At 41.8% G+C, this 26,949-nt stretch carries 17 protein-coding genes; 8 read left to right on the forward strand and 9 right to left on the reverse strand.

Annotation, left to right across the window (positions count from 1 at the left end; translation table 11 throughout):
• Positions 1-72: 72 nt before the first annotated feature.
• The gene (locus R9C00_01065; protein ID WPO36038.1) at positions 73-939 is read left to right on the forward strand and encodes an RluA family pseudouridine synthase; all 867 of its coding nucleotides are present in this window, start codon (positions 73-75) and stop codon (positions 937-939) included.
• 3 nt (positions 940-942) lie between these two features.
• Here the strand turns inward: R9C00_01065 and R9C00_01070 are convergent, their stop codons facing one another.
• Entirely contained in the window at positions 943-3,432 is a 2,490-nt protein-coding gene (locus R9C00_01070; protein ID WPO36039.1) for a ligase-associated DNA damage response DEXH box helicase, read from the reverse strand.
• A 135-nt stretch (positions 3,433-3,567) separates the two neighbouring features.
• On the opposite strand from R9C00_01070, the gene R9C00_01075 reads away from it, so the two are divergent.
• The 3 genes from R9C00_01075 (at position 3,568) to R9C00_01085 (ending at position 5,554) form a co-directional block, all read left to right on the forward strand.
• Positions 3,568-4,077 (forward strand): shikimate kinase, encoded by a 510-nt coding sequence (locus R9C00_01075; GenBank protein ID WPO36040.1) that lies wholly within the window; start codon positions 3,568-3,570, stop codon positions 4,075-4,077.
• Positions 4,078-4,564: 487 nt separating this feature from the next.
• Positions 4,565-5,122: a SiaB family protein kinase gene (locus tag R9C00_01080; GenBank protein ID WPO36041.1), complete on the forward strand. Its 558-nt coding sequence runs from the start codon at positions 4,565-4,567 to the stop codon at positions 5,120-5,122.
• Between the two features lie 39 nt (positions 5,123-5,161).
• The gene (locus tag R9C00_01085; GenBank protein ID WPO36042.1) at positions 5,162-5,554 is read left to right on the forward strand and encodes a DUF1987 domain-containing protein; all 393 of its coding nucleotides are present in this window, start codon (positions 5,162-5,164) and stop codon (positions 5,552-5,554) included.
• A gap of 77 nt (positions 5,555-5,631) precedes the next feature.
• Here the strand turns inward: R9C00_01085 and R9C00_01090 are convergent, their stop codons facing one another.
• Both R9C00_01090 and R9C00_01095 read right to left on the reverse strand, forming a co-directional pair.
• Positions 5,632-5,997: a phage holin family protein gene (locus tag R9C00_01090; GenBank protein ID WPO36043.1), complete on the reverse strand. Its 366-nt coding sequence runs from the start codon at positions 5,995-5,997 to the stop codon at positions 5,632-5,634.
• A 110-nt stretch (positions 5,998-6,107) separates the two neighbouring features.
• The gene (locus R9C00_01095) at positions 6,108-8,504 is read right to left on the reverse strand and encodes a TonB-dependent receptor (protein ID WPO36044.1); all 2,397 of its coding nucleotides are present in this window, start codon (positions 8,502-8,504) and stop codon (positions 6,108-6,110) included.
• A gap of 486 nt (positions 8,505-8,990) precedes the next feature.
• On the opposite strand from R9C00_01095, the gene R9C00_01100 reads away from it, so the two are divergent.
• Entirely contained in the window at positions 8,991-9,947 is a 957-nt protein-coding gene (locus tag R9C00_01100; GenBank protein WPO36045.1) for a CorA family divalent cation transporter, read from the forward strand.
• A 47-nt stretch (positions 9,948-9,994) separates the two neighbouring features.
• Positions 9,995-10,204 carry a hypothetical protein gene (locus tag R9C00_01105; GenBank protein WPO36046.1) on the forward strand — a complete coding sequence of 70 codons (210 nt, stop codon included), beginning with the start codon at positions 9,995-9,997 and terminating at the stop codon, positions 10,202-10,204.
• Here the strand turns inward: R9C00_01105 and R9C00_01110 are convergent, their stop codons facing one another.
• Together R9C00_01110 and R9C00_01115 are read right to left on the reverse strand one after the other, a co-directional pair.
• A complete protein-coding gene (locus R9C00_01110; GenBank protein WPO36047.1) occupies positions 10,205-10,762 on the reverse strand; it encodes a pentapeptide repeat-containing protein in 558 nt (185 codons plus the stop codon). It abuts the gene before it with no gap.
• Positions 10,763-10,834: 72 nt separating this feature from the next.
• The gene (locus tag R9C00_01115) at positions 10,835-11,695 is read right to left on the reverse strand and encodes a mechanosensitive ion channel (GenBank protein WPO36048.1); all 861 of its coding nucleotides are present in this window, start codon (positions 11,693-11,695) and stop codon (positions 10,835-10,837) included.
• Positions 11,696-12,004: 309 nt separating this feature from the next.
• Between R9C00_01115 and R9C00_01120 the strand changes: the two genes are divergently transcribed.
• Complete coding sequence (locus R9C00_01120) at positions 12,005-13,183, forward strand: sorbosone dehydrogenase family protein (GenBank protein ID WPO36049.1); 1,179 nt, start codon at positions 12,005-12,007, stop codon at positions 13,181-13,183.
• A 91-nt stretch (positions 13,184-13,274) separates the two neighbouring features.
• Here the strand turns inward: R9C00_01120 and R9C00_01125 are convergent, their stop codons facing one another.
• The 4 genes from R9C00_01125 to R9C00_01140 form a co-directional block, all read right to left on the reverse strand.
• Positions 13,275-15,866, reverse strand: a complete 2,592-nt coding sequence (locus R9C00_01125) for a fibronectin type III domain-containing protein (protein WPO36050.1) — start codon at positions 15,864-15,866, stop codon at positions 13,275-13,277.
• Between the two features lie 220 nt (positions 15,867-16,086).
• Positions 16,087-17,565 carry an arylsulfatase gene (locus R9C00_01130; GenBank protein ID WPO36051.1) on the reverse strand — a complete coding sequence of 493 codons (1,479 nt, stop codon included), beginning with the start codon at positions 17,563-17,565 and terminating at the stop codon, positions 16,087-16,089.
• A gap of 167 nt (positions 17,566-17,732) precedes the next feature.
• A complete protein-coding gene (locus R9C00_01135; protein ID WPO36052.1) occupies positions 17,733-19,283 on the reverse strand; it encodes a RagB/SusD family nutrient uptake outer membrane protein in 1,551 nt (516 codons plus the stop codon).
• A 12-nt stretch (positions 19,284-19,295) separates the two neighbouring features.
• Positions 19,296-22,370, reverse strand: a complete 3,075-nt coding sequence (locus R9C00_01140) for a TonB-dependent receptor (GenBank protein ID WPO36053.1) — start codon at positions 22,368-22,370, stop codon at positions 19,296-19,298.
• Positions 22,371-22,659: 289 nt separating this feature from the next.
• Between R9C00_01140 and R9C00_01145 the strand changes: the two genes are divergently transcribed.
• Positions 22,660-26,811 carry a two-component regulator propeller domain-containing protein gene (locus R9C00_01145; protein ID WPO36054.1) on the forward strand — a complete coding sequence of 1,384 codons (4,152 nt, stop codon included), beginning with the start codon at positions 22,660-22,662 and terminating at the stop codon, positions 26,809-26,811.
• Positions 26,812-26,949 lie beyond the last annotated feature (138 nt).

The following is a 26,949-nucleotide window of genomic DNA, read 5'->3' on the forward strand; positions in this document are numbered from 1 at the left end:
CATCTGCGTTAAAACCAAAACCCATTTTTTACCCATACTTTTTTGATAGTACTACAGCAACATACCGTCCCCATGCTTTCAGAAAAAGCCCGCATCAGCGAATACTTAATCGGGATTTTTGAGCAATTACCTTCCCGCAACAGCGTGAAAAAAGCCATCAAAAAAGGCGAGGTTTACCTCAATGGGGATGAAGCAGACTCAGGCAGGTGGGTCAACTCTGGCGATGAAATCCAACTTATGGACTTGGAGGAAAAACTGCCAAGGGTGTTTGAATTTAAGATGGATGTGGTGTTTGAAGACGAGTATCTTGCCATAGTTCATAAGCCGGCCGGGCTGTTGGTGAGTGGCAATCAGTTTCGCACCTTGGAGAATGCCCTTCCTTTTAATGTGCAAAAATCGACTGAGCCAGATGCGCTCAAGTACCCCAAACCGGTGCACAGGCTCGATTTCCAGACCAGTGGCTTGCTCGTAACTGCTAAAACAGCTAAGGCACATGCCGAACTGGGCAAGATGTTCAAGGAGCGAACAATCCAAAAAACATATCATGCAGTAGTGGTTGGGCTGACTCCCGAAAGTGGGGTGTTGGAAGAAGATGTAAACGGGCAGCAAGCCGTTACCGAATTTGAATTGGTTTCCAGCTCTCCTGCCTTGCAAAGCGGGCAGATTTCTTTATTGAAACTAAAGCCCTACACGGGCCGCACCCACCAGATTCGCATCCATACCGCAGGCATGGGCAGCCCTATAGTTGGGGATAAAATCTATGGAAACAAGGAAAAATCCATCCAACACAAAGGATTATTCCTTTCCGCCACGGGCTTAGATTTTACCCACCCAATTACTCAGCAGCCTATTTCCCTCCAGCTCGATATCCCCTATAAGTTCCTTTCCCTCATGAAGAGGGCGAAGCGCAGGTGGCTAAAGTTTAAAGAGGAGGAGTAGGCTTTAAATTTCTTCCTCGGCAAACTGCTCTAGCTGAACCTGCATTTTTTGGATGCGGCTTTCAAAAGATTCGGAACTTAGCGAATCGCGCCTTCTGTCCACCATAATAGGGAAGGCAAACGGGGTGAATTTGGGAGGGTTGGTCACTTTGATGTGCATCGTTTTTATTTTGTCCATTGCCTTTTCTAGCCTTCCGTGTTCCAGTTGCATATCTATCACTTCTTGGAAGGCTTGCTTTATCAAAAGGTTTTCTGAGTCATATTCGGAAAAAACATCAAACAGCAACTGGGTTGAAGCTTGCAGGTGTCTCGCTTTTTTGCTTTTGCCTGGGTATCCTCTAAATACCAAACCGGCAATGGTGGCTATTTCCCGAAACCTACGCTTAGCCATTTCCGTTTCGTTGAGACTACTTTCTATGTCAAAGAGCAAGTTTTCGGTGCTGAAAAGGTCGCTTTCGAGGGCATCTTCCAGCGGGATTTCTATATCGGAAAGGATTTCAAAGCCATAATCGTTCATGGCAAAAGTGAGGCTGATCGGCAGCATTTGGCTTATACGAAAGCAGACCATAGCTGCCATGATTTCGTGCACCATTCTTCCCTCAAAAGGATAGAAGAAAACGTGGTAGCCCTCATCTGACCGAATTTTCTCAATGAGAAACTGGTTTTTGGCAGGAACGAGCGACCAACGATGTTGCAGTTCTAGCATAGGGCGGATGGTTTGCATTTCAATGTCGATTGATGTTCGGAAGGCATCCAGCTTTTCCCTTATCAGCCCAGCTAGCTCCGAGGAAAGCGGCATCCGTGCGCCCATCCAGCGGGGGACTTGCCCCTTTTTTTTGTTAGATTTTTTCACCTTGGCGGTAAGCTTGTCCATTTTCACAAACTCCAAATTTCTGCCCGCAAACCAAAATACGTCCCCTGGGTTTAGCTTCGAGATGAAATACTCTTCTACCGTACCGATGTAGCCACCCGTTACAAACCGCACTTTTATCATCGGTTCGCTCACAATTGTGCCCATGGAAAGTCTATGACGGATGGCAACTTTTCGAGATGTAACTTTATACAAGCCATTTTCGACTACCACTTTACTAAACTCATCGTAAGCACCAAGGCTATTTCCCCCTGTGGTGATAAATGCCAGTGCCCATTCCCATTCTTCCCTGCTCAGTTCTCTGTAAGCGTAGGTGCTTTTTACTTCTTGCCAGAGTTGTTTTGCTTCAAACCCATCCGAAACAGCCAAAGTAACCATATATTGTACGAGCACATCCATCGGCTTTTGGAGTGGAAAACGGCTTTCCAAGTGGGTGACATTATCTTCTTGGGTGACTTCCCTCACGGCTTGGGAGAGGGCTGCCCCTTCCATAAGTTCTAAGGAGTGGGTAGGCATGAAATAGATTTTGCTCACAGCATCGGGGCGGTGGCCACTTCTTCCAGCCCGCTGCAAAAATCGGTTTACCCCTTTTGGACCACCTATTTGGATCACGGTTTCCACAGGTCGGAAATCCACGCCCAAGTCGAGGCTAGAGGTGCAGGCCACCAATTTCAATTTCCCCTCGTGGATGGCATCTTCTACCCACATCCGAATGGCCGGATCGAGCGATCCGTGGTGCATGGCCAGTTGCCCAGCAAGCCAAGGGGCTTTTGCCAATAGGGTCTGGTACCAAATTTCGGTTTGGGCTCGGGTATTGGTAAAAAGTAGGGTCGAGGTGCTTTTTTCAACAATGGGTAGAACTTTGTCGATGAGGTTTAAGCCCAAATGCCCCGTCCAAGGAAATTTTTCTACGGTATCGGGGAGGATGGAAACCGCTTCGATTTTCTTTTGAACTTTCGCTTTTACGGTGTAAAACCCATTTCCGCAAAGAACTTCCCCTGCTTGCTGTAAATTGCCAATGGTAGCCGAAATCCCCCAAACTCGTAGCTTTGGCTGCAAGGCTTTTAACCTGGAGATTCCCAGCTCGGCTTGTATGCCTCTTTTAGAGCCAAGAAGCTCATGCCATTCGTCTACAATCACCGTTTTAAGTTCTTGAAAAAGAGAGGGGTATCCTTTTTGTGCCAACAGTACATGTAGGCTTTCGGGTGTGGTGATGAGGCAGTGGGGCATTTGTTTTTTTTGTAGCCTTTTGGTTGCTGCGGTCGTATCTCCAGAGCGAATACCCACTTCCCAAGGCACGCCCAACCCTTCGCAGGCTTCTTGCATAGCTCGTTGAATATCTTTGGCGAGTGCCCGAAGTGGGGTAATCCAAATGACCTGCAAGCCTTTAGGCTGTTTGTTTTTGGTAATATTGTTAAAATATTCGGCTAGGCAGCCTAGCCAAAGTCCGTAGGTTTTCCCACTGCCAGTTGGGGCATTGAGAATGCCGTTCTCTCCTCGAAGGTACGCCTGCCAAGCTTCAAGCTGAAAGGGAAAGGGTTTCCAGTCTTTTTGGGCAAACCAAGTCTCTATTTGTCCAATTCCAAGAAAATTATCCGATATGGCTGTGTTTTTTTTCTCCATTTCTCACAAAAAAGGAAAGATAAGGATTTTCAACATAAGCTTTTGGTTGCGCTTTCAGGAAAGAAGACTAGTAATCTTCCCGAAGGTTTTTATTTTTGGATCATAAAATCAACAGGTTCAAACAAGAATAAAATCATGCGCATATATTTGATAGGAATGCCCGCTTCGGGGAAAAGTACGGTGGGGAGTGAACTTGCAGAGAGGTTGGGCTACGATTTTGTAGATACCGATGACCTGATTGCAGAAAGAGAGGGGATAGGTATTCCTGAGATTTTTTCTGAGAAAGGTGAGGATTACTTTAGAAAAGTGGAAGGAGATGTGCTTAGAAGTACCTTGCCAGAAAAAGCTGTAATAGCCACAGGCGGGGGAGTCCCTTGTTTTGCCGGTAATATGGAGTTTATAAAAGAACAGGGGATTTCTGTGTACCTGAAAGTTCCTGTGGAAGAGTTGGCCTCTCGTAGTATGGCACAACATGGGGCTCGTCCTCTGCTCAAAGATTTTGTTGGATTGCAGTTGCTCGACGAGTTGAAGTCGAAACTGAAAGCCCGTGAAGTGTTTTACAACCAAGCCGATTTACAAATTCAGGGTAAACAACCAGATATTGATACCCTCATAGAAAAGCTTAAACTTAAAGCTACCCTCTAATAATCTAGCCCCAACTGGTTATGTCATTTTATTGCCTTTCCTTCACTTTCGTAGAAAGAATCAGTGTGTTGCTCTTCAAAAAAATATGTTTCATAGAAAATATTGCTGTTAAGAATTAGTTTAAAACACTGAGGTCTAAAAGGATCCTGTGCGCGAAAAAAACCTGTTTTTTGCGCTTTACCAACCCCTAGGCAATAAGGAAAGGTAACGCCTGCCCAAGCTTAGATAACACCAACTGAATGAAAACGCTTACTGGTAAATTGACTAAACAAATCTTGACCTTCAGGAGAGGGGCTATTGGAGTTTTTGATCAGATTGAAAATAAATGGTGGGGAATGTTTTTTGAGCAGCCTCAGTCAAAAATGGAATTACAGCGAGTCCCTATAAGAGTACATAAGAAGAATCGATAATATAATTATTTGCGAAAAGACTTTTATGTCGCTTGCAAGCTCATACATAAAATTATCTTAAATAACCTAACACGTCTATGGAGGTGAACTTACTTGATTATTACCTGAGTATGGATCAACAACGTATCATTCTTTATTATAAAGGGCCATTCGACGAGACTATTCTTGCGAAGATCAGTACCTATATCAAAAATCATTTTGCTGATCAGCCTAAATCTGGGCACAAGCTTTTTGCGGTGTTCATAGAATTGGCTCAGAATATTGCATTTTATTCTTCTGAAAAAGACCATTTTGAAGGTGTAGATGAGAAAAAAGGAATAGGTACTATTCTGATCAGAGATGCACACGATAAAGTTACGTTTACTGCGGGTAACCTAGTGAAAACAGAAGTGGTAGAAGAGATTTCTGCAAAATGTGACAAGATAAACTCGCTTACATATGATGAGCTTAGGGCTTTCAAAAAAGAAGTGAGGAAAAGACCAAGAAAAGAGGGGCACAAAGGGGGGAGTATTGGCTTAATCCAAGTTGCGCTGAAATCTGAAAGCAGCCTCAAAATGGAACACAAACCAATTGACGACAACCACTCTTTCTACATGATATCTACAGACGTAGAGAAGGAGGTAGTTGGTTCTTAAATTAATTATTCAAGTGGTAAATTTAAATAACTTAAATAAATGGAAGATATTCATATTCAAGGGGAAAGTGGCACATTTTTTACCCCTAATGTAGATTTTAATGCGAGTTCTGGCCATTGCTCCATTACTGGGGAATCATACCTCGAAAACTCATTTGAATTTTATGACAAACTGATCCAATGGTTTGATAGTTATTTTGCCGAAGGCGGAGAAGCAATAGTGCTTGATATCAAGCTTACGTATTTCAATACAAGTTCGTCAAGGGCTTTGCTCGATTTGTTCATTAAGCTAAAAGAGCTAGAAGACGAAGGTAAAAATGTGACCGTAAACTGGCATTACGGTGTTCCAGATGACACAGACATGGAGCAAGAAGCCGAAGATTTTATAGATGATTCGGGACTCGAAATAAATTTAGTAGAGTTTGAATCCTAAAATACTTATTAAATGAGTGTTCTAAGTTGTTTATTCATTGGGTTTTGACCTAGGCTGACTCGCCTAGGTTTTTTTTGTTATTTGTTTTTCTCATGCTTGTCTAGTCCAAAAACCTGGGTGAGCACAGAGTAAAATATAGAATAGACAAAGCCAAATAAGATGGCAGACCACACACTGCTCACCTCAAAGCCTCCTACCAAATCACTGGTGAAATAGATGATAAAGGCATTGATGAAAATGAGGAAAATCCCTAGGGTGATAATGGTGATGGGGAAAGTGAGAATGACCAAAATAGGCTTCAAAAAGATATTGAGCAACCCAAGTACCAGCGCAACTACAATAGCGGTACTAAAATTGGCTACATGAATGCCAAAGCCTTCCAGAAGGTAACCAGTTGCGAGAATGGCGATAGATGAAACAAAAAATCGGAGTATAGCTTTCAAAATATTCTATGTTTTTTAGTTGAATAATGCTAGTTCAAGATAGCGATTATAATTCATTAAGAATACTGTAATTTACTTAGGAGGTAATTAAACTTTGTCATTTGTGTTTTCTAGTATTTCAGCACGGCTTTTAGGTTGAAAAACCGTTGGGAAAGGCTGTTTGGTACTGCAAATTGGTTCCCGTCAAAATCTGGAACCCAGTTGAAGGAGATGTTATTAGATACGCCAAAAACGTTCAAAATATCTAGTCCTATAAATAGGGTTTCAAATGTTCTTTTCCCCTCTTTTTGTTTGAATTTGACCACTTTGGAAAAGCCCATATCTGTTCTGAAGTAGTTGCTTCCCGAACTGAATGAGTTTCTGTATTGGGGCGTATTTGGCGGACCATAAGGAAGCCCAGAACCGTACAAGGCTCTGAAGTTTACCCGAACACTAGGGTTGTTGGGCAGATGATCTTGAAAGAAAAAACTAATGGTCACCCGCTGATCGCTAGGCCTGCGGATGTATCCTCTTCCATCTTCTTCCACATCTTCTTCAGTTTTCAAAATACTTAGGTTGAACCACGATTCGGTGTTGGGAATAAACTCCCCGCTGATGCGGAAATCAGCTCCCCAAGCATAGCCCACAGCATTGTTTTCGGCATAGTATCTCAGGCGGACATTGTCGATGTCGTAAGGGACAAGGTTCCACATTTTTTTGTAATACACTTCTGTAATGAACTTAAACGGCCTGCCCCACTGGAAGAAATCATAGTCCATTCCTACTATGGTATGGAGGGAGCTTTGCGCTTTTAGCGAAGTATTTACATTTCCCTCAAAATCACGCATTTCCCTATAAAAAGGCTGCTGCTGGTAGAGCCCTACCGAAGCTGTGAAAACGATATCCGAATACCAATCGGGCTGGAGGGCATATTGCAACCTTGGGCTAAAAATCCATTCCTCGTTGAGTGTCCAGTACGTAGCCCGAAGCCCATAGGTAAGGCTGTGCGAATAGCCAATGGCATGGCTAGCTTGCAGGTAGCCACTCATACGCTGGCTTTCTAGTTCATTTTCCGAAGTAATTGTTTCCGTGAGTTGGACATATTCCGCAGAATCCAAAAAGGAATATTCGTGGAGCTTATCGTCTATTTTTTCATAATCTAGCCTTGCTCCAAACTCTATTTTTGTATGATCGGCTACCTCCCACGTGTTTCTCGATTCGGCAGAATAAATTTCCGCTTCCAAAAAATTACGGGCATAGCGAAACTCAGAACCAATTCCTCTAACCAATACACAGCTATTTAGCTCTCCTGTGTTCAAATTTTGCCCAATGTCGCAGAGCTGGTAACCTCCCTCCACGTTCACAAATTCGCGCTCTTTTGTACCCATAGCCGAGGTGATGAACGAAGTGGTAAACTTCTCGCCAACCTTATGCTTGAGCCGTAAGCCTCCTTGGAAAGTATCGTAGCTTAGTTCTTCATTTCCTACAAAACCGACATTTAGCCTAAAAACTTGGTTGAAAGTTCCAAAAGTTGTTACCCGGGAGGTTGGGGTGAGTTCGTAGCGGTTGCGGGCATAAGAAGCTAAAAGGTCGATGGTCGTAGTGCCTGCCTCTTTGTTTTTCCCACTTAGGTCGTAGGTCAAAAAGGTTTGGATATCGGTAAAGCGAGGCAAGTATTCCCCTTGGGTTTCAAGTGTGCCCAGTAAATATTTTGAAGACTTGTGTCTAGCGCCTACTAAGTAGCTTAGCTTTTTATTTTTGCTAATTCCTTCGAGGTGCGCGCTGCCGCCAAGTAAACCAAGCATCATAGAAGCTGAGGTTCGCTGCGGAGTTTTATAATCTACATTGAGTGAAGAAGAAAGTTTGTCGCCATATTTTGCTTGCCAACCTCCCGAAGAAAATTCTACGCTCTTTACCAAATCGGGGTTGATAAAACTGAGCCCTTCTTGCTGCCCTGCCCTCACCAAAAATGGTCGGTAAATCTGCATATTATTTACATACACCAAGTTTTCATCGAAATTTCCGCCCCTTACCGAATAAGCCGAAGAAAGCTCGCTGTTGCTAGACATACCCAAAGCAGCGCCTGAAAGTAAAGCTTGGTTGAAATCCATGAAAGGAGTAGGTATTTCTTGTAAAGTCTTTGGGTCTACCTTTACCGCTCCAGCTTCTTTGCGGGTATCGTCGTTGGGTTGGCTAGTGATATCCACCTCTTGCAACTGAACCGTTTTTTCCACCAAAACAAAGTTGAGTATTAGTGTTTCATTGGGTTGTAGGGTTATTTCCCTCCGTTGCGATTTAAAATTGCTGTGGCTAATTACGATGTTAAAAATTTTATTAGGGCGTAGGGCAAGCCGATATTCTCCCTTTTCGTTGGAAACAGCTCCAAGGGTAGTTCCTTCCACAGAAATGGCGGTCAAAGGAATGCTAACCCCCAAGGAATCGGTGATTTTACCCGAGATATTGGAACTTTGCCCAAAAGAAAGCTGGGAAAGGAGAAGAAGAAAAAATATAGAAGGAGTATGTTTCATAAAGCAGGTGCTTGCCTGAAAAGGTTGATAGCTAGTTTGACCCGAAGGTAAAAAAATTATTCTTTGGGCAAAAATGAATTGTTTTGCTAATAACTTGTTTAAAATTCAATTTTTCTCGCAAATTTCTCTTGGCTAGTGTTAGGCGAGTTTGCTGCCCTCCTATTTCAAATTCTCTTTGAGCAAGTTTATTATAGATTATCACGGTTTGTGACGGTAAAGGCATTTCCAACTATCAATAACGCACATAGTTTGGATTAAAGACGAATAGGTACTGTGTTATACAACGAGCTAAAGCCCGTTGCTAGTGATAAAAAAAATCAATAGGCGGGGCTTTTAAGCCCCGTTTGGAAGTAAAAACGATGTTGGCTTTAGCCTAAACTAAATTTCACCCCAAAAAATCTATACAAATCAAACCGTGATAAACTCTATTGTAAAAGTAAAACTTGACCTATCTTTCTGCTTTATCATCATCACTCGTCTATTCACATGGAAACCACAGCTTACCTCATTACATCCGAAGGACTTTCTCCCCAAGCTTTTTCTGGAAATATAGAAGAGCTTGATAAAGAGAAAGCGTATTGGCTTGACATCAAGCTCAACAACAGGTCTGTAGCGGAACGCCACCTCCAGCACTTTGGGTTTAGTAACCGTGTGATGAAGTTTATAGAAGAGCCGGTTCGCTCTACACGGATCAATTTTTATGACGAGGTAATGATAATGAACCTAATTATTTCTGATTCAACAGACATCTATGAACCAGAGTACTTCACCACGTTGGTGAAAGGAAACCTGATTTTGACAATTATGAAAGAGACAAGCAACGTGTTTGAAGAGTTGGAAGAAGAGATTGAAAATAATGTGTTCGAGTTCGATTTTAACCTCAATCATTTGCTTTACTATATGATAACTGAGGTTCTTCATCAAGGAATGGATAACTTGTTGGTAACCAGAAAGAGGGTGAAAAAGATGGCGCAGCTAGTAGATGACGACCCGGGCGAAGTACCCTTAACTGAAATTACGAACTGTAAACATGAAATAAGTCAGCTGACCAATATAGTGGAGGATCAGTACAACATGTTGGGTTTCATCCCAAGGTTCGACTGGTCTTCTGATGCTACTACCGTAAGAAAAGAAATTATGGAGCTGGTGAGAGGCTTTGGGCATTTGTTCAATGCCTATGAAAGGTTGGAAGAAAAAGTGGAGACCATTCAAGCTCAATACCAGCTATCTCTTCAGGAGAGGGGTAACAAAAGGCTAAATACGCTGACGGTGGTGCAGGCTATTTTTGTCCCCCTCACGCTCATAGCTGGTATCTATGGAATGAACTTTGCCATTATGCCCGAGCTCCAATGGGACTATGGATATTTTTATGTACTTGCACTGATGGTGGCAATTGCCGTAGGCGAACTGCTGTGGTTTTATAAGAAGGGATGGTTTGATTAAATTTCAGTACTAAAATCAGCTAGTAGAAAACTCGGCGTTACTTCCCTATGAACACTGTAGAAACCGATTTAAGTTTTTTATTTACCCTACTCCATTTAGCTTGGATAGTAGGTTGTATAGCCTTGATTGCAGTTGGGGTTTTTCGAAAGAAAAAGGGCTTTATATGGATTGGAGCTCTTCTTTTGTTATCGTATTTGGGGTTTATGGCATGGGGTATTCACGAAATGGGAGAATCGATGAAGGATTTTAATTTTTAATTACCCAATTTTGATATCGTATTTCCTCAACAAGCCCAATACGGCAGGTAGTGAAAATTTGGTCTTTTTTATGCGGTTATTTTCGGGGTCGATCTCATAGTTTTCCGCCGAGCGGAGGTCAGCTTTTTCGAGATTGGTTCGGTCGAACATTGCCCCCAAAAGGTCAGCATTTTGGAAAGAAGCTTCAGCCAGATTGGCTTCGGTAAAATCAACTTCTTGCAAGCTGCATTTCTTGAAGCTCGCCTTTTTTAGGTTCAATTGGTAGAAAGAAGAAAGGTTGAGCTGGCAGCTGTCGAAACCCACCGAAAACAGAAATTCATTGCACTCGGCAAACTGCAACCCAAGCAGCTTGCAGCTGATAAATCGGACATCTCGCATGGCCGTGTTTTGCAAATTAGCCGCACTCAGGTCGCAGCTTTCAAACTCGCAGTCTGTAAAAGCACAACCGCTCAGATTTGCACTTGGCAACGAGCAGTTGGTAAATGTGCAGCCATCGTATTCCCCTTTTTCTAGTGAAACCAAGCCTTTAAATTCTTCGCTATCGAAATACTTATTCATCTCTTTTTTTTGTGGCTAAAAATAAGAGAATTTTTTTAAGCTTATCTCATAGAAATAGAGTTGCCTTAAAATTTATAGGGGAAGAGGCTTGGGCTTGCTATAGGGCTTTACTTCCACGATATTGGCTGGCAAATTGAAACCATTGTTGATCAGAGAGCTTACTACTCTATTGACCACCTTGGTGCGTAGTTCAGCTATATGGTCCATAGATTTGTAGGAATTGACCCAATAAAATATCCGGAGATTGATCGTGTTGGTACCAAGTTCTTCTAGTAAAATAAAAGGTTTTAAATTCCCTTCATTTTCAATTTTTTGTTCACTTTCCAATGTTCTAGTAACTAGGTCTACGGCTTTAGTTACATCATTAGCGTAATCTATGCCTACTACAAAATCGTAGCGTAGCAGACCGTCGCGAGTATAGTTGATGAGTGGGTGCTTGATGAGCATGGCATTGGGTACATAAATATCTTTTCCATCGAACGTCCGTATGTGGGTATTTCTGAAGCTGAGTGCCCTTACCTTGCCTTTTATGCTTTCTATTTCTATCACATCGCCTATGCCAAAAGGGCGACTGAAAGCGAGGAAAAAACCTGCCAAAAGATTCTCGCCTATATCTTTGAACGCAAAACCAATGATAATTGCAGAAACCCCTGCTCCGGCAAGTAACCCGCCAGCCGCTTTTCCCAAACCTACTTGATTGAGGAAAAGCACAATCCCAATGGTGAGCATGGCAAGAAAGATAAAACGACCAATAAAATTGACAAGTAAGCGGTCATTAAGACGCTTGAAAAGCCTTTTGCGAGAATATTTGCGCAAAAGAGAACCTATGCTGGTAAATGTGGCAAGAAAGACAAGCCCTATCACAAAAGCGGGCAAGCCGTGGATGACAGAGTCTTTAAAGTCGGAAAAGGATTGGATAAGTTCTTCGAGCATAGGAAAATTGATGGGTGTAACAAGTAATTGGAATTTAAGTCTAGGATAAGGTGTATCTTTTTACATTATGTATGTAAATTTTATTCCAAACCACTGGCTTGGAATAAAACAAGCTGCAATTTTACTTTATTGCAATTTTATTTTTCATATACGTCATTAGCCCGATATACTACCGTAGAAGTATTTCCCCAGTCAATTGTGGAAATATTAAAAGGATGGGACGGTAAAAAAAAGATCTTCAGACCAATTCTTTAAACCGATTTAAAATCTAGCAGTTAATATTGGGGGTAAACCTAAAAATTATTCATCATGAAAAACAACTCCTATATTGTACTAGCAATTTTGCTGTTCTTCTTCCCCTTGATGGCTTGCAACGAAGCAGCCCAACAAGGTCAGGCAGAGGCGGAGGAAGAACAAGAAGAATCGACACCTATTTCTGGTTTCGAAACTGATTTGCCACTCGAAAAAATAAAGCTACCCGCTGGTTTTAAGATTTCTGTTTATGCCAAAGAGGTGAAGAATGCTCGCTCTATGGTGCTCAGCCCAAGCAATACGCTTTTTGTAGGCAACCGTACTTCCAAAAATGTATATGCCCTCAGAGATGAGGATGGTGATGGGAAAGCGGAAAAGAAATATACCATAGCAGAGGATATGAAAATGCCCAATGGCGTGGCATTTAGGGATGGTTCGCTGTACGTAGCCGAGGTCAGCCGTATTTTGCGCTACGATGATATTGAAAATAAACTAGCTAGCCCGCCTGAACCTGTGGTGATTTACGATAAATATCCCACTGAGACACACCACGGCTGGAAATACATCAACTTTGGCCCTGATGGTAAACTCTACGTGCCCGTAGGTGCACCTTGTAATATTTGCAATGAAGAGGATGAGGTTTACGCCTCTATCACCCGAATGAACCCCGATGGGTCAGAGGTGGAAGTGTTTGCTTCGGGCGTAAGGAACAGCGTAGGCTTCGATTGGCACCCAACTACGGGCGAGCTGTGGTTTACCGATAATGGAAGAGACCGCTTGGGCGATGATGTTCCGCCAGACGAGTTGAACCATGCATCGCAGAAAGGCTTACATTTCGGCTATCCGTTTTGCCACGCTGGCGAAATAACCGATCCAGAGTTTGGTAGCGAGCGCGATTGCTCCGAATTTACCAAGCCTGCCCAAAAGCTTGGGCCGCACGTAGCAGCCCTCGGCATGGAGTTTTACGAGGGAAAGCAATTTCCATCCGAGTACAAAAACCAAATCTTCATTGCTGAACACGGTTCTTGGAACCGTTCTTCTAAAATTGGTTACCGCATTATGTTGGTGAAATTGGAGGGGAATAAAGTAGTTAGCTATGAGCCCTTTGCCACTGGCTGGCTTCAAGGCGAAGACGTGTGGGGCAGGCCTGTCGATGTTGAAACCATGCCCGACGGTTCGCTCCTCGTTTCCGATGATCAGGCAAATGTGATTTACCGTATTTCGTATGAAGGGTAGTTGAGGAAAGAGACTTATAAGAACGAAACCCCTCTTGCCGATAAATTTCGGTGAGAGGGGTTTTTGTATGTTATTTATCAAAAAAAATACGCTAATCAGCTTGAATGATATTTTCCGAATCGGGGCTGAATAGGTCTTTGCCGTTTGTATTTACAAAAGCTTTTATGGCAAACCTCGCCTTGCTTTGAAGTTTGTTTTTGGGAAGTATTACTTGAAAAGTACCACTGTTTGTGTTTAAAGCTTTTCCTTCCACTCTTGCCTCTTCTACATTCAAAAATGAAATATTACTGTACACAATTCCGTAGCTGTACTCTCCATCTAGCAAGATGTTTTTAAAAGCAACGTCAATAATGAAATCACCTTTTGCGTCCTTTTTTGTAGAGGTTATTTCAATAGAATAGCCTTTGTTTGCTTTTAGCGGAGTAGCTATGTTAGGATAAAAATTACTCTCGCCAGCTTCCGTTTTGGCTTTTACGGTGTAGAAATACTGCTTTCCTTTTTCGGTGCTGCTGTCAATGTAGAACTCTTGCTCCACGTTTTCCGCCAGCACTTCAAACTCATGAAGCTTTGCCCCTCTATACACCGTGTATTTTGTTTGAGGCGGGTTTTGTTTTTGGGCTATCCAATTTATTTTAATGTCCCCATTGGTCATTTCCTTTGCAGAAACATTCCTTGGCGAATAAGGGATATCTTTTTTGAGAATGATTTCTTCATCAGCTGAAAAAGCGCTTTGCCCAAGTCCGTTATAAGCAGCTACGGAAAACGCATAGTTGGTATCCATTTGTAAGTCTTTTACTCGGTATCCAAATACATTTTTAGTATCTACTATAACCTCTTTACCATTTTCTTGAACATATTTTAATAAATAGCCCTCAGCTCCGGCAACACTTTCCCACATGATCGTAGCCGTATTATTTCTTCTGGCCGTTTTAAAAATACGGGGACTTTGTGGAAGGCTAAAGTCCAAGGAAAGTATGGTTGAGTACGAAAGCTCGCCGTACGAATTAGTTGCTTTCAATTGGAAATAATACGTTTTCCCTTTTTCTAAACCCGAGATTTCCACTTCATTTCCTTTAACTACAGATGTTTTTTGTTTGAGCTTTTTAGAGTCTTTTCCATAATGTATTTGGTAAGTTTCCACCCCATTTTGTTTTCCCCAAATAGCCTTAACCCCATTTTCCATCACTTTCAAATCATAAATTCTGGGAGACTGGATCAAGGGCTTAGTATCCGATTTCCATTTTACTACGGTCAAGCTCAGTGGCCTCACTAGTATTTTTCCTTCTTTTCCAATTTCCGTTTTTATATCGGTATTTTTTGTGTCAAGAGTTTCGGCGCTGATATATTCGATTTGCAGTTCTTTTTTTAAAGGTTTTCCGCCTAATGTTAACTCGAAGGAAGTCGAGTTTGTACTTCTATTGGTCACAACCAAATAGTCAAATCCATTGATGCCTCGGTAAGCTTGGGCAAAATTTCCATCTACTTGCGAACCTTTCATTCCATCTACCTTAAATCCATTCTCTATTTGTGTGTTGTAGATAAAATTGGAGTTGTTGGTAGCCTCATGAAATATTTTGTAGGCTTTGCCTTCCAGGGTTCTATTTATACCTGTGCGAATGCTGTCTGTATCAAGCTTTTCTCCTTTTTCAAAAGCATCTCTAATGAGCTGGTTGAAATTTTCCTTTGGCGAATATTTGCTACTGACCTCATGCGCTCCCACAAACCGAGTATTTGGATGTTGGAGCTGGCGCATTACATATTCTATATGGTAGACGCTAGAATAAATCCCATTTAGGGGCTTGTTCCACACACCAAATTCCGTGATGATCATTGGGATTCCCTCGGCAGTATACGCTTCTATTTCTTCCATTGCGTACTTATCCGTAGCTTCTAGCAGTTTCGTGTTTGCCCGCTTGTATGCTTCTTCTATTGTCTGCTTTTTCCCCGTATGCGGAGCGTAAGAGTGTTTGGAAAAAGTATTCCAAAAAGCGCCATGTTCTTTTTGGTAAAGGTTTATTTCTTTCATAAACCCCCAAATGCCGTCCCAAGTAAAGTTTAAAGCCAATTTTGCCTCAGGAAATACTTCTAAAATCGCATCGGCATGAGGCTTCATTTTTTGGGCATAGTCGTAGCCACTGTTCCACCAGTACCGCTCGCGATGGGGAACGTAGAAATACGGCTCGTTGCAAAATTGCCATGCTTCCACCTCTATGTGGTTGTTTTTGACAAATCTTGCCAATTCTCTAGTTATCGTTGGCGATTCGGAAAAAGCATTTACAGTAACGATTAGTTTCCCGTTGATTTCACCGAGTAATTGGTAAAGGTCCGTAATGCGGTGTGGACCTTTAACGTCTGTGAATTCATAGCCAGTGAGGTATTGTTTCGATTTGTCGAACATCATCGCATAATCCAAATCATATTGCCCTGTGGCGCTGTTGAAGGCATCTCCCATAGTACCAGAGAAATAACGTAACCAACCAGGCTGCAATTCGTGGACTGCTTCTCGTAAATCAGGATGTGTGTAGCTCCAAACCTTATCTGCTATGCGTACATTAAACCCACTGCTGCCTACATCTATTTTATGTCCGCTGTTAGGGTCGATATTGATACTTCGTACTTCATTTTGTGCATAAGCGAAAGAGCTGTATAAAAGTAAAAATAGGGGGATGAATAGTTTTTTCATGACGAGTGAAGTGTAATGGGCTCAAAGAGCTTTATAAGGGTATTTGTGAAGTGAGTACTTTTTTGTGCAAACCAGTTTTTTTTTAATGAAACAACTAGTTTTTGTGATGAGAATTGAAGTGAAAAAAGGTTGTGCAAAACCGAGTATAGCCTATGGTTAAAGCTTCTATAGCTGCTGCACAACCTTCAAAAATAGCTGGTAAGTATTCTTGATAGTTTTTCTACTGACTGTTCAAATAGGTTTGTGACTTGAAGGTAAACACATTGGAAGGCGTCCTTGAGTTTTGTATCAATTGTGCCATTTCTTTCACAACCTCTGGGTGTTGATCGGCTACATTTTGCTGTTCCGCAATATCTTTTGAAAGGTCGTAAAGTTCAATTTCAGAACTCTCTTTGAACACGTTATATTTAACAGCTTTCCAGTTGCCTTTTCTTATCGCTTGTCGGCCTCCCTTTTCATGGAATTCCCAATACAAATAATCGTGCTGGGGCTGTTGTTCTTGGTTGCCCAATAAGGTTGGCAAAAATGAGATCCCATCAAGGTTCTCTGGAGTGCTAGTTTCGGTCAATTCACAAAATGTAGGAAATACATCCCAAAAAGCAGAAATATGTTCAGTTTTAGATCCTGCTGCGATTTTCCCTGGCCAAGAGGCGATCATGGGGACGCGTACGCCCCCTTCGTATAGGTCACGTTTGTAACCGCGAAGCTCACCGTTACTTTCGAAATAATCAGGATCTGCTCCGCCTTCTTTGTGCGGACCATTATCTGAAGTAAAGACAATTAGCGTATTTTCTGCAAGACCTAAGTCTTCTATTTTTTTCACAATTTCTCCCACTTGCCTATCCAGCAGATCGACCATGGCGGCAAAAGCAGCGTGCGTTTCTGTTTGAGATTCGTAAGGACCATTTCTGTATGTAGGGCCATCGTCTACTCCCTCATAAGCCTTTTCGGGTGGATATTTTCCCCGGTGTTTTTCCATCAAATATTCTGGAGCGGCAAGCTCAGCATGAGGGATAATAGACGCCACGTACAAGAAAAAAGGCTGATCCTTATTGTCATCTATAAACTGCAAAGTTTTTTCGTGGATGAGTTCTGGGGCATATGTTCCTTTGCCGAAGCCTTGGTTGTTTGTAAGCACCAGCGAATCGGTATTTGACCAAAGGTGTCGGGGGTAATAGTTGTGGCCAAGGCGCTGGCAGTTGTATCCAAAAAAAGTATCAAATCCTTGTTTAACAGGGTCGCCTTCTGAGCCTGGGTATCCCAATCCCCACTTACCAAAGGCTCCAGTTGTGTAACCCGATTTTTTGAGGGCTTCGGCAATGGTGAAAGTATTGTCGGGAATAGGGTATTGACCCTCGGGCTGAATTTCTTTGTTTCCCCTTATCATCGTATGGCCTGTGTGCATCCCAGTCATCAAGGTCGAACGTGATGGTGCGCACACCGTACTTCCAGAATAGTGTTGGCTAAATAGCATGCCTTTACTGGCGAGTTTGTCAATGTTTGGGGTTTTTAATTTTTGCTGCCCGTATACACCAAGGTCGCCGTATCCCAAATCATCGGCTAGTATGTAAATAATATTAGGCTTCTGCAGAGTATTGTTACTTTGGTCGGTTTCATGCTCTTTTTGTACCTTATTCTCGCATGAATAAGATACGCATATCACTACGCACAAAAGAGCAGCTTTAATTAGTCGTTTCATCAAGGTCAATAATTAGTTGTACTTTTAATAAGTGGATCTAAACATCTATCTAGTAAGGAATCACGAATGGATTTGAAAGAAATTTCATTTGTTTGACAAAATACTAGAAGTCTCCATCAAACCATTCGTGATAAAATAATGCATTTGTTAATGATAGGCTCTATACCCTAACGGTAACCATTATTGGTTGGGTCCGTGTTCAAGAGGTTAGGGTTTAGAATGATTTCATCTTGTGGGATGGGCAATAATACATGATAAGGCTGTATGTTGTTAGCAGGGTTGTTCCATGAGCGGTGTTCCACTGTTTTCACCACGTCCAAAAGTATGCCCCATCTAATCAAATCCATTCTGCGGTATCCTTCCGTACATAGCTCGAATTTGCGTTCGTCGTACATAGCTTCCCTAAATTGCTGTTGGGTCATTCCGCTCCAAGGCTTATCTGGCTCAAAGGCTCTTTCTCGTACCCTGTTTACATACACATAGGCATTATCAGGTCCGCTTATCTCGTTTTCTGCCTCGGCTGCCATCAAATAGATGTCTGCTAACCTAAAGACTACGTAGTTTTCATGGTGGTTACCCCGTGGAGAAGAGTTGTTCAAATTCCAATTTTTGCGGTAGTAAGGGTGTGTCAATTGGTAGCCAAGGTATTCGGTGACGATACTAACATCGTAGCGTAGATCGTCTGGATCCCAATTGGCTCTATCGGCAATCTCAGGAAGAGGAACTGCCCATCCATATCCACTCATATCCTGATCGTTGGCTTGTAGGTCAGCTTGGAGCAGTTCCCACCTCGTCGGGGTGCCAGCGCCATCAGGGCGGTCATTTCTATTGCTTGGTTCATCCCTCAGCCTTGGGTTATAATCATCTGTCCTTTGTGTAGCCCCATCTCCAAATACAGGGTCAGTAGTGAAATCTATTACAAAAATTTGTTCGTTATTGTACTGTTGCGTTTTGTCAACTTGATTGAAAACTGCTGCAAAATCATCTAAAAGGCTGTGTGGAGAATTATTGATAATTTTATCACATTCAGTTTTTGCCTCTGCCCACTCTTTATCGAACAAGTGGAACTTTGCTTTGAGTGCTGCGGCAGCCCATTTTGATGCTCTGCCCAAGTCCGATCCAGAATATTCACTTGGTAATAAGTCATACGCAAGGGCTAAATCAGCCTTCATGTCTTCACGAATGATGTCTTTAGAGGTACGTTCCAAGCTGCCTAGCTCATCTAAAGGAAGTAATTCTCTGAAATAAGGTACATCGCCCCAGAGGTTGGTCAAATGGAAATAGGCAAGGGCTCTGAGGAAGTATGCTTCGCCCAATGTCTGGTTTCTTATCGTTTCTGAGATGTTTTCGTTGCCTTCTAAGTTAGTGATATTCAAGGAAGCGTTTCTAACAAGCTCATAGCAGGATGCCCATGTTCCGTTTCCGTCTGCAACACCTTCGGCTATCAGGTAGTTATGGATTTGCCCATTTACGTTACGGCTTGGTCCCACCTCATCGGCGCCGTTTACATAATAATTGTCAAGACCCCTGGTTTTGTACATGTCCCCTCTGTGAAGTATTCTGTAGAGTCCATTAGAAGCCAAAAGTGCTTCTTGGTCGTTGTTGAAGAAGTTTTCCACCGCTATTTGATCCCTCAAATCTTCTTCTAGAAAACTGTCGCAGCCCGAGAGTATTCCTAGAAATACGAGAAGTGATATAATTATTTTTATATTTTTCATTGCTGTCAATTTTTAAAAGTTAATTTTTACTCCTGTTACAAAACTCTTTGCGTATGGGTACTGCCCACTTGCAAATCCTTGGGATATGGAGTTGAATCCGCTACCTGCTGAAAAGTTATTAACCTCAGGGTCACCCAAAGTAAAGTCTGATATGAGAAGGAGGTTTCTTCCGGTCACGTACACATTCACGCCTTTGAAAACCTTGTCGATGTTAAGCTTCTGGACAGGAAGATCGTAAGAAAGCGATACCGTACGAAGCCTGATAAATGAGCCATCTTCAATATTGGCGGTGCTGTTAGGGTTGAACAAGCTTGTAGACGTACCCGCTCTTGGGATGTCGGAAGTTTCATTTACATCAGGCATCCAGCGGTCAAGCACTCTTGGATCAACGTTTTCTTCGCCTCTACCAAACAATGACCTCTGTGTTACCACATTGAAGATTTCTGCTCCGTAAGAATACTGGAAGAAAATACTTAGGTTGAGCCCTTTCCACGATAAGTTGTTATCAAAACCACCGTAGAAGTCAGGTTGCGGGCTTCCTATTATCATATAATCTTCTTGATTGATAGTACCGTCTTCGTTCACATCGGTATATCTTGGGCTGCCTAAGAATGCGCGTCCACCTGCTTGGTCGTCCACAATGTCTTGAGGGTCTTTGTATGTGCCCAAATATTCAGCTCCGAAGAATACGGGCATCGATTCGCCTACTATTAAGCGGGCAGAAGGACCACCTTGGTTACCTGTAGATTGTAGGTTTATAAATGGTTCGTCACCGAGATCCAGTACTTCACTTTTGTTCGTGGTGAGTGTAAAGGTTGAGCCCCATTCAAAATCACCTTTTATAACGTTGACTGTTTTCAACATAAACTCGAGGCCTTGGTTTTCAACGCTACCTACGTTTTCGAGCACCCGGTTTCCTGCCGTGTTGGGCAAGTCCCTGAACAACAATAAATTTTCCGTTGTTTTCTTGTAATAATCTATTTCGAGGGAAATTCTGCTATCAACCAGTCCAATTTCCATCCCTATATCAAGCTGTTTGGTCGTTTCCCATTTCAATCCTTTTGAGCCTGGGTTTGCCAAAATGACCGCAGGAACTAGTGTTTCATTAAAATAATTGAACTGAGGGTTGAATAAGTCAAATGAGTTATAAGGGCTAACTCCTTGTTCGCCAACTATACCATAACTTGCCCTGATTTTCAAAAGATCAATGATGCTCAGGTTGTCCATGAAGGCTTCTTCATCTACATTCCACGCACCACCTACCGATGGGAAGAAGGAGTACTTGTTGCCTGGTTCAAAAACCGAAGAACCGTCCCTTCTGCCTACCAAAGTTAAAATGTATTTGTTATTATACCCGTAGGTAATACGCCCTAGAATAGAAGCTAAAGTTCTTTGGGAGTATCCAGAGCTTACTTGGTATGTTTCTGGATCCGAGCCTAAGGAAAGGTTGTTGTACCCTACTACATCGTTAGGGAAACCTTCTGCGGAAGAACTACTGGACTCTGAGATGATTTGTTGAGCAGTGAAGCCTCCTAATACTTTTACGGAATGGTCACCAAACGTTTTTTCCCAGTTTAATGTGGTTTCACTAAGTACATCCCTACTAATAGTGTTGTTGACTTGAGCATAACCGCCTACGTTGTTGTTCAAAATTCTTTCGGGTAAGGCTCCTGGTAAGTACTGGTTCCTTTTGTAGAAATTAAGCGATGCACCCATACTTGTTTTCAATGTAAGCCCCTCAATAGGTTCAAACGCTATATACGTATTGGCAATGAGGTTAGTCACCAAGTCATGGTCTTGGCGCAACTGAATATCTGCTTCTGGGTTACGTTGCAGTGTACCGCTAATAGGATTTGTTCCTGTAAACTCCCCTTCTTCGTCATAAATAGTACGAATAGGCAGCACACTGGAAATAACTTGTCCAAAATTAACTTTGTTGTTTTCTTTTTTGAATGTGCTCAGGTTCAAATTTGTACCAAATTTGAACTTATCCGAAACATCAACATCAAGGTTTCCCCTAAAAGTGATTCGTTCTATTCCCGAGTTTCTGATAAGACCATCTTGCTTAAAGTAGTTTAGAGATGTATAATAATTAGTGCTTTGGGTTCTCCCAGTAACCGAAAAGTCAGTATTATAGATTTTCCCAGGTCCAGAGATCACGTCTATCCAGTCGGTAGTAGGAACTTCTCCAGGGTTATCGAACTGAAGGGGGAGGCTGGGGTCGGTCATGCCAATGGGTATCAATGTGCCATTTACATCAACAGAAGGTCCGGGGACAAATTGGCCAGCCTCATTTAAGTAGTTTACGTAGCCCTCACCACCCAGAATATCAATTTTATTGGCAAGCTGATCGAAGCCTACATAAGAGTTTAGTGTAAAACTAGGTTTGCCAGGAGGTAGTGATTTGCCGCTTTTGGTAGTGATCAAAATCACACCAGAGGCACCCCTTGTACCGTAAATAGAAAGAGCAGTCGCATCTTTCAAGACCTCGATGGATTCAATATCGTTTACATTGATATTATTCAGGTTGAAGTCCGTGCCAACTATAAAGCCATCTACTACAAATAATGGGTTGTTGTTTCCATTGATCGAGCTATTGCCTCTGATCCTAATTGTTGCTCCGCTACCAGGGGCACCATTGTTTGAAGTAACTTCAACACCGGTAGCCCGCCCTTGCAGCGCTTGGTCAACCCTAGATACAGGCTGGTTTTCTATTTCTTTTGCCTTGATAGATGCTACAGAAGAAACCAAGTCTTTCTTGGTAGATGTACCATAACCAATGATTACTACTTCTTCTAGCTGCTGTATATCTTCCTGGAGGGTAACATTCATTATGGAGGAAGCAGACTCCACGGTTTTTTGCTGTGTCAAAAAACCGATATAAGAAAACGTAAGCACATCACCTATATCTGCCTGAAGTGCGTATTCTCCATTGATGTTTGTAACTGTACCGTCACTCGTGCCTTGAATTACTACAGATACGCCAGGCAGCGGTTCTCCTGTATCATCCGATACAGTTCCTTTGATAGTTTGCTGCGCACTTGCAGAAAACCATCCAGTTAATAAGATAAGTAAAATTAAGCGCATAATTTTTTCCATTTTCATTTGAATAAAATAACCGTAACAAACATAACCGGTATAGGGTAGGGGTAGGGGTGATTATTGTCTCACAAAGAGGGTAGGTTTGTCTCTTAGTAGATGATTATATGCTGTTTATTAGGGTTTGCAACATTTTTACCCTCTAATTGGGACGAATGAATGAACTGTCGGCTAGATGCTTATTGATAATTTCTTATTTTTGACCTATAAGATTAGTGAATATGAGAACCGCAAACGTTTTAAGTAGCATAAAATCTACTTGGCGTAAGAGCTTTATATGAAAAAACATACCCATCTCTTATTGCAACATTTGTTTTTGCAAGTGCTACTTTGGCTCTTTGGAGTAGTTGCGCTATCGGCTCAGTCATCCACATTGAATTTCCAAAAACTATCTATCAACGGAATGGGTTTTGATCTTGATGCAAATTTTGTTATGCAAGATAGTATTGGCTACTTGTGGATTGGGACAAACAATGGCCTTTATAGGTATGATGGGAGAAGCCTTGATGAGTTTCAATACAATGTGTTTGATTCTGTGTCGCTTCCAAATAACTCGGTCAATAGCATAGTAGAGGATGATAATGGAAATTTGTGGATAGGGACAGAAAGCTATCTTGTCTTTTACAATAGGGTGGCAAATTCTTTCCACGGTTTTTATAAAAATACAACGACTAAAGTATTAAGAAAAGCTTCGGACGGAACGGTTTGGGCGTATCTCCAAAAAATAGGCTATGTAGTAATAACGCCACATGTTAACCTGGATAGTTTGCAATTTGCAACCGTCCAAAATTACCAAAACGAGAATAAAAAGCTGTTAGAAAATAGTAGAATCAATAGTTTCTATGAAGATGTGTACGGTAGGACTTGGATTGCGACCGACTCGGATATCCTGACAGTAGGAGAAACTGGTTTATTGAGCAAGACCAGTTTTAATGAAGAAGTAAGATTCTTAGAAAAATATAGAGGCAATTCGTTTTTGGCATTTACTACGAACGCTATTTATGTACTTGCTTATAGGAAAGGGAACAGAAAGCTGGAAGTATTAGAAAAATACTCAGAAACACTGCCGCAGCCGTTTTCGCCCACTGCCGTACAGCTCGACCCAGAAAAACCGGAATACTACGTAGCAACTAAAAAAGGGCTTATTAGGCTTAAGATTGGGGATAACGGCCATGTCTCTTACAATTGTTTATTTGGGAATGACGCTTTGAACCCATCTTTTATCATTACCTCTTTAACGCTCGACAACCATAAAAACCTTTGGATAGCTAGCTCCAATGGCATGTACAAAATGGTGGATAGAGGAAATATCTTTAATAGCATTTCCATGGCAGGAGGAAGTTCAAGAATCAAGGCGCTGTACAGGTCAAGAAATAAAGAGAATACCTACGTAGGAACTTCTGAAGGCAAGGTTATTCGGTTTAATAGCGATGTTTATAGTAGACCTAAGTTTTTGCTCAACATTGGTACAGGTAACGCAATTAATAATATTGTTGCTGAATATGGAACAAACGAAGTCCTTGTTTCGGTGAACTCTACGCTCTTTAGATCTACAAATCTTGAAAGTGGAAACCCATTGGAATTGGAAGAAGTGAAGGGTTACAAGAAGAGGATTGAGGATGTTTTGTCTATTAACCAAAATGAAATATGGGTAGGGGTTTGGGGTGATGGAGTTGATATTATTAATAAAGCTGTTCCATTATCGAAGTGGAAAAAGAACCTTATAGAAAGTTTGAGAGGGGCACATGTTTCGGTGCTGCATTTGGACAAATACAATAAGCTGTGGATAGGGACAAGGGGCCAGGGCATTTACCTTGTAGACTTGACGAATGAGAAGATGACCCATATTTATCCTGACAAGCCTGAAGGTCTCAATTCAGACGCCATACTTTGTTTTCTGGAACTTGGAAGTGAACTTTACATTGGTACTCGTGGAGGAGGGGTTAACGTATATAACCTGGAAGCCAATGAGTTCGATCGGGTATATACCAAAGAAGAAGGGCTGAATTCTCTCACTATCGCTTCTATGGAAGCCGATAAAAAAGGAAATATTTGGATGAGTACGATGCATGGTATTACCCTATTTAATATCCATACTGAACGGTTTACAAACTTTGGACAGTCAGATGGGCTTTCGGAAAACCAATTTACTTTTAATACAAGTACCAGCGATGAGTCAGGAAATATCTGTTTTACCGATGGGGCAAGCTTGGTGCAGGTTAAGACAGGTGAGTACAGAAAGAATGAAACGCTGGCTAAAACCTTGATCACAGGCTTTGAAGTAATGGGGACTCAAAGTGAGGACAATGAGTGGGTGAAACCTGAAAATAAGCCGATTGAGCTCGGGGGGAGAATAGAGTTACCTTACGATAAATACACCATTTCTATAAGGTTTACCTCGCTTGATTTTACTGCTCCAGAAAAGAATAAATATGCCTACAAGCTGGAGGGAGTGAATGACTATTGGGTGGATGTGCAAGCAGGTAACAGTGTAGCTAGTTATAATGGATTGAAACCAGGCGCTTATGTGTTTCAGGTAAAAAGCTCTAATAGTGATGGCGTGTGGAACTTAGAGTCAGCAAGTTTGGAGTTTGAGATAAAGCCACCTTTTTGGCAGACTAACATTGCAATTTTATTATATGTTTTGTTCATGGTCTCGGGGGCTTGTGGAGCAGCTGTGATCATTAGGAATTGGTACCAAATGAAAAAAAACTTGGTGGCGGAGACAGTTAGCAGACACAAAGATAATGAGCACCACCAGATGAAAATGATATTTTTTACCGATATCTCTCATGAGCTGCGAACTCCCTTGACGTTGATCCAAGGTACTATCGAGAAAGTGATAAGGGAAAATCAGTACCAGTTAAAAGAAAATACTGCAAGGCGTATTTATAACAATTCATTGCGCATAGGCAGGCTGATAGACCAGATAATGGATATCCGAAAAAATGAAGTGGGGGCTTTCCAATTGAAAGTGGGCAAGGGAGACATCATTAAAGACATCCTTTCCATCAAAAATGCCTTCAATGATTTTGCCCTTATTTATGACATTACTTACGAATTTGAAAGTGAAGAAAAAGAACTACAAGGGTTTTATGATCCGCAAATAGTAGAAAAAGTCTTGTTTAACCTTCTTTCCAATGCGTTTAAATACACTCCAGAAAAGGGAACGGTTGAAGTGCTATTGAGAAGACTAAAAGTAGAAGAAGACCAGCTTGATGAAAATATATTGAAGCCGGGCATGTACATTGAATGCTCTGTTTTTGACAATGGTGCGGGAATACCAGAAGAAAGCTTGCCTCACATTTTCAACCGATACTATCAAACCACAAAAATACCTGCCCACAAAATACCAGGGACGGGAATTGGGATGGAATTGGTTCAAAAGCTGGTAAGGGCTCATGGGGGAATGGTGAGGGTGGACAGTGTAGAAAATGAATTTTCAAAGTTTACTTTTTTACTTCCCATCGAGAAAAACCACTACGATGAGAAGCAGCTGATAGATGAAGATGTAGAAAGAACGCCTTCCATTTTGACTCGTTCAGAGTACCAAGTTTTTGAAGAGGTAACTTCCAGCGGTGTCCATAAAAAGGTAAGTGTATTTGAGGAAAAACCTAAAATTCTTTTGGTGGACGATAATAGTGAGTTACGTCTGATGCTGAAGGAAGAACTGTTCCATGAGTTTGAAATTATAGAAGCGGAAAATGGGCAAATTGGCTACCAAAAAGCAGTTGAAGTTCAGCCAAAACTCATTATTAGCGATATTTTAATGCCCATAGAAGACGGTGTGGCTATGCTAAAAAAATTAAAATCGAACGAAAACTTGGAGCATATTCCCGTATTTATGCTCACGGCAAAAGATTCGCAGGAAACCAAGATCGATTGTTTGCGCTTAGGGGCTGCCGATTATGTAGAAAAACCTTTCAGCCCAGATTTTTTGAAATGGAAAGTGAAAAATACACTTTTTTCCAGAGAGTCGCTGAAGGATAAATACAGCAAGGTGATTTCCGTGAAAACATCTGATGTGGAGCTAGAGTCTAACGATGAGAAACTAATCAAAAAATTGGTGCTGATAGTAGAAGGCTCGTTGGACAATGAGTCTTTGAGTGTGGAAACCCTAGCTTCAGAAGCGGGGATGAGCCGGGCAAATTTGTACCGGAAGCTTCAGGCTATTTTGAACGAGAGCCCTGTGAACTTCATCAAGAAAATCAGGCTGAAACGAGCATGCCAATTACTTGAAAAAAATAATATGTACATAGCTGAGGTGGCATATATGACAGGGTTCAGCAATCCAAAATATTTTGCCAAATGTTTTCACAAGGAATTCGGAATTAGCCCAACGAATTATGCCAAGCAATTTGAAAAATCAACAACAGATAAGGGGCATATCTCCATCGAACTTTCAGATTTATTTGCCAAGATTGGTTAGCGCGAACATGCTCTAAAGAATCAAAGATTTTGACTAATTCTGTATTGGCGCATTCTGTCATTCGCCTTCGGGCAAAATATTTTTTACTATCGAACCTGGTTTTTCCAAAAATGACATTGGTCTGAAGACCATTCCTAA

The organism is Flammeovirgaceae bacterium SG7u.111 (assembly GCA_034044135.1).
In the GTDB taxonomy this organism is placed as follows: Bacteria; Bacteroidota; Bacteroidia; order Cytophagales; family Flammeovirgaceae.